The following is a 4,856-nucleotide window of genomic DNA, read 5'->3' on the forward strand; positions in this document are numbered from 1 at the left end:
AATAATGCCGTTGACAAGAGCTAAGTTAAGATTGAAGGGCATTCAGTTGTTAATTCGTGTAATTCTTGAGTAGGGCGAAAATATGACGACACTACTTGTACAAGCGACCTCGGCTCCTTTGATGATTGATCTTCCTTGGATTATGCCGATGACGGAGGAGCAATTTTATGAATTTTGTTTAGCCAATCGAGATTTACGCATTGAACGCAGTGCTAGTGGAGAAGTGATCGTTATGCCCCCTGCTTTTTCAGATACGGGTAATCGCAATCTTAATATAGCTGTGCAACTGGGGAGTTGGTCAGAACTAGATGGGACGGGGCTTGGGTTTGATTCTAGTGCGGGTTTTACGCTGCCCAATGGTGCGACTCGTTCACCCGATGCTGCTTGGATTAAATTAGAACGCTGGAATGCTTTAACAGAAAAACAAAAAGCCTCTTTTGCCCCCATCTGTCCCGATTTTGTCATTGAATTACGTTCTGCTAGTGATACAGTATCCAGTTTGCAGAAAAAGATGGAGGAATATATTGCCAATGGTACTTTATTGGGTTGGTTAATCGATCGCCAAAATCGCCAAGTCTATATTTATCGCCCCCATCGAGAACCGGAGATTTTAAATGCTCCTGAAACCATTAGTGGTGATCCAGAATTGCCGGGGTTTGTATTAGTAATGGCTAAGATTTGGTAAATGCGATCGCTGATGAAAGGTTCCGTCAATATAGAACAGCCAAGCACGATTAACGCTGTCCTATATTGTTTCTCAAGAGAATCCACTCAACATCGATAGAACAGCGATAACTAATCATCCTGTTAAGATTGGGTCAGGGTAGCTAATTCTGAGGCCAAAGGATCAACCCGGCGTAAATTTGCCCCTAATGCTCCTAATTTACCCTCTAAATTATCGTAACCTCGATCGAGGTGATGGAGTCCCTGCACAATAGTAGTCCCCCGGGCTGCCAATCCTGCCACCACCAAAGCTGCCGAAGCGCGTAGATCCGTGGCCATCACCGGCGCCCCGGAGAGGAAAGGCACACCGCGCACTAAAGCCACATTTCCTTTGACCTTTATATCTGCTCCCAGACGCTTTAATTCGGCCACATGACGCAGACGATTTTCAAAAACCGTCTCATTAACCACACTACTGCCCTCGGCTAAAGTTAACAGAGCCATAAATTGGGCCTGCATATCTGTGGGAAAACCGGGATAGGGCAGGGTTTCGATATCGGTGGCTTTTAAGTCTTTAGGGATAATCCGGAGACGATTAGGACCATCTTCCACCACTTCTGGACCGATTTCGTGCAGTTTGGCAATTACCGAAGCTAAATGGCTGGGAATTACGGGATAAAGACTAATTTCTGAGCGGGTAATCGCCCCGGCTATCAGTAAAGTCCCGGCTTCAATGCGATCGGGAATGATACTGTAATCGGTACTGTGCAGACGGGAAACTCCCTCGATGACAATTGTATTGGTTCCGGCACCGCGAATTTTTGCCCCCATGGAAACACAAAAATTGGCTAAATCAATCACCTCTGGCTCCTGGGCTGCATTGCCGAGAATGGTTTCCCCGTCCGCTAAAGTCGCCGCCATCATTAGGGTTTCCGTCGCTCCCACACTGGGATAATCCAGATAAATATTCGCCCCTTTCAGACGACCATTACCCTTAACGCGGGCGTGTACCATGCCACCATCGATTAATACATCTGCACCCATTGACTGTAGGCCCCTAACGTGCAGATCCACCGGTCTGGCCCCAATGGCGCAGCCGCCGGGGAGGGGAACTTTTGCTTCTCCTAAACGGGCTAAAATCGGTCCAATGGCAAAAAAACTGGCCCGCAACTGGGAGACGAGATCGTAGGGTGCTTGAGCTTGTTTGAGGTCTCTGCCATCAATCTCTAGTCTATCTCCGGTGCGACGGACCTGCACGCCCAAAGCCGAGAGAATTTGACTCATCCGCTCGATATCGGCTAGGGCTGGTACATTACTAATCTGGCACTCGTCGGAGCAGAGTAAAGCTCCCGCCATAATCACGAGAGCGGCATTTTTGGCACCACTGATCTTGACTTCACCCCGGAGAGAGTGACGACCTTGAATTTCTAAATAGGGATGCTCGGTATCGATGGTCATAGGATGATTCATTTATCTTAGTTGGGAGTCTTGGCTAAGGAAAGCTTCGGTAAAATGAGACTGCATCTTATCAGATTTTTGAGGAAATTATTGGTGATTCTACCCCGAAAAGCGATTTTTGTCTTAATTATCTGAACTATCTTGACTTATGGATTGTCCGATAGTATAATAAAAGATTGTGAAAGAAAAATGCGGAACTGGCGGAATTGGTAGACGCGCTAGATTCAGGTTCTAGTGTCTGCAAAGACTTTCGGGTTCAAGTCCCGAGTTCCGCATTATCTCCCTCAAAACGTAGTTATTTAGGGCAGCCCTAGCGGGGTGAAAAATCCGATTGGCTATGATTAGCAGTGTTCAAAACCCTTTAATCAAGCAAATTCGCAAGCTACACCGCACTAGAGAGCGACAGGAGCAGAATTTGTCCTTAATTGAGGGAACCCACTTACTAGAGACGGCTTTAGCCGTGAATTGTTCCCTAGAGACGGTTTGTTATACTGAAAAGTGGCAGCAAAGACAGGGAGAATTAGCAGAGAAGCTTCAAAATCAAGCGAAACGAGTCGAGATAGTTTCCCCGGAAGTCCTCGCTTCCCTAGCGACAACGGTTAATCCCGATGGTGTGATTGCCACTATTGCCCGTGATCACCTTCATCCAGTCCCCCAAAATCCGCTACAATTGGGCTTAGTTTTGGAAAGATTGCAGGATCCGGGTAATCTCGGCACTATTATCCGCACTGCCGTGGCTACAGAGGTACAGGGTATCTGGTTAAGTCTCGATAGCGTCGAAATCGATAACCCCAAAGTGATCCGCAGTTCCGCCGGGGAATGGTTTCGATCGCCCCTGGTGGTAGAATCGGATTTATCGGCTTTAGTGAAAAAATATCAAGCACAGGGGGTAAAAGCGATCGCGACTTTACCCACAGCCACCAAAAGCCACTGGGAGATTGATTTTACCCGTCCGACTTTAATATTATTAGGCAATGAAGGGGCTGGTTTATCACCCCAATTAGCGACTTTAGCCGATGAAACGGTGAAAATTCCCCTCTTTGGTGGTGTGGAATCTTTAAATGTTGCGATCGCTACTGCTGTCATCCTCTACGAAGCTAGAAGACAATTAAGCTGCCCGCGCATTTGAATTGCTTGTTGAGATGAGGCACTCATGCAAGGGGCAAGAGGCAACAGTAAAGAGATTGGGGGAGATTTAGCCAATCTAAGAAAGTGATAGCAAAGTAGCGATTGCGGGGAGCAGTTTTGCACATGACTCGGCCAGTTTGGCAGCATCGGGCAAACCGGCAATCGTTCCTTTGAGAATTTTCAAAGCAGTTTTTGCCGCTTTTTGGAGTGCATTATCTTCAGGTTTCTGTCCTGCTTCTGCCAAGGTTTTGACCTGTTCCATCGCCTCCGCTTTATCTTCCGGCGTTAGGTGGGATTCATTTTTGATCGCAGATTGAAGCTGTTCGAGCAGTGTGGCCAGTTGAGTTGCTTCAGGGGTATTCGTCGATTGCAGTTGACCGATGCTGTTCGTGACCACACCGCTAATTTGTCCGAGTGCAACCCCGGTCATGGTTTGGTTTTCGCCTGCGGCGGCAATTCCGCTCACGTTTCCCTGTACGCCGCTGATGTTGACGTTTCCTTTATTTTCTGTCATAGTTTCTCCAAAGTTGTAATAGTTTTCCGCGTAAAGCTTTGGGCTGGTGTCGGGTTCAGCAAAGTTAGAATCAACCGCTTCATAAGCTTTTCCTGTTAGAGTGCCCTTGTATTGATTCTGGCTTTTTTGTTGCCATTTAATATAACCATATTCTTCTAATATATCGAACGTTGCGAATGTGAAAGGAGGCCAGCTATCAGAACCCTTGTAATCAACCCAACCATAATCTGTAAGATTCCTAATGTACCAAATACTGTCCTCTTTAAGATTACCAGCCCGTACTTCTTTAACTATCCATTGCAAAAGGTTTTTTTGTTTTTCTGTTAAGGTCATATTTATACCTCGAAAAGTAAAGAACAGTACTATTATACTATTTACTTTTGATTTTCGTAACGGGAATTTGCTAAAACCGACCTTTATATAAATCCCTCGGATAGGTGAAACTGTTTCTATGAATAGTGAAATTTGAGACAGTCAACCAATTTTTTACACTTCCGTTTTTTTGGCAGATTTTGGCGGAATTTGGGCGGCTGTTAAGGTGACGATTTGGCCATCTTTGAAAATGCTGATAGACTCTCCTAAGAGGCGGTGTCTCTCAATTGCTTCTGCGATTGCGACTCTAACACCTGTATCGATTCGTTCCGATAATTTATCAGGAATTGGCTCAGTCATAAGCTATCTCGGTTGTTTGTTGCCAGATAGAGGGGTCATAGATTTCTGGGGTTGCTGATTGGCGATGGGAATCTTCTTGTGTGGGGTTTTTAAAACCTAGAGCCAAACTAACTTTTGGATAGGATGCACAGTTTGGTGACTTTCTCTCACTTATGATGAGCAGCAGAAGTTATTCAAAGAGGGCGAATGCAATTCGCCCCTACAATAAACAATATTATTGCGCCAATGGTAGGGGCGCATCGCGTGCGCCCAAAATGTCCTAGATAGATATTTCTCCAAAGCAGAAAAATTAATTCTGACTCAAAAATAAACTGGGCAATCCGATAAGATTATCCTGCTTAAAAAAGATCGAATTTTGTTGTCGCAATTTACCGATTAATCTTGTTACTGTTACTCTGGTAGTGCCGATGGCGCTGGCAAT

At 45.6% G+C, this 4,856-nt stretch carries 5 protein-coding genes, 1 tRNA gene and 1 pseudogene; 3 read left to right on the plus strand and 4 right to left on the minus strand.

Annotated features, from left to right (window positions below; genetic code table 11):
- Nucleotides 1–82: 82 nt before the first annotated feature.
- Nucleotides 83–685: a Uma2 family endonuclease gene (locus PX484_RS21695; RefSeq protein WP_002758659.1), complete on the plus strand. Its 603-nt coding sequence runs from the start codon at nt 83–85 to the stop codon at nt 683–685.
- A 122-nt stretch (nt 686–807) separates the two neighbouring features.
- Here the strand turns inward: PX484_RS21695 and murA are convergent, their stop codons facing one another.
- On the minus strand, nt 808–2,121 hold the full coding sequence (gene murA / locus PX484_RS21700; RefSeq protein ID WP_287766536.1) for a UDP-N-acetylglucosamine 1-carboxyvinyltransferase: 1,314 nt from the start codon (nt 2,119–2,121) through the stop codon (nt 808–810).
- Nucleotides 2,122–2,312: 191 nt separating this feature from the next.
- On the opposite strand from murA, the gene PX484_RS21705 reads away from it, so the two are divergent.
- Together PX484_RS21705 and PX484_RS21710 are read left to right on the plus strand one after the other, a co-directional pair.
- Nucleotides 2,313–2,396: transfer RNA gene (locus PX484_RS21705), tRNA-Leu, on the plus strand.
- 62 nt (nt 2,397–2,458) lie between these two features.
- Nucleotides 2,459–3,250, plus strand: coding sequence for a TrmH family RNA methyltransferase (locus PX484_RS21710; RefSeq protein ID WP_287766538.1), 792 nt, complete (start codon nt 2,459–2,461; stop codon nt 3,248–3,250).
- 75 nt (nt 3,251–3,325) lie between these two features.
- Here PX484_RS21710 and PX484_RS21715 read toward each other — a convergent pair whose 3' ends face one another.
- The 3 genes and pseudogenes from PX484_RS21715 to PX484_RS21725 form a co-directional block, all read right to left on the minus strand.
- A complete protein-coding gene (locus tag PX484_RS21715; protein ID WP_287766540.1) occupies nt 3,326–4,096 on the minus strand; it encodes a hypothetical protein in 771 nt (256 codons plus the stop codon).
- A 153-nt stretch (nt 4,097–4,249) separates the two neighbouring features.
- Entirely contained in the window at nt 4,250–4,435 is a 186-nt protein-coding gene (locus PX484_RS21720; RefSeq protein WP_002737595.1) for a hypothetical protein, read from the minus strand.
- Nucleotides 4,436–4,724: 289 nt separating this feature from the next.
- Nucleotides 4,725–4,856: pseudogene (locus tag PX484_RS21725) on the minus strand (helix-turn-helix domain-containing protein); the annotation flags it as partial.

Source organism: Microcystis sp. M49636_WE2 (genome assembly GCF_030065375.1).
GTDB classification, from domain to species: Bacteria; Cyanobacteriota; Cyanobacteriia; order Cyanobacteriales; family Microcystaceae; genus Microcystis; species Microcystis aeruginosa_C.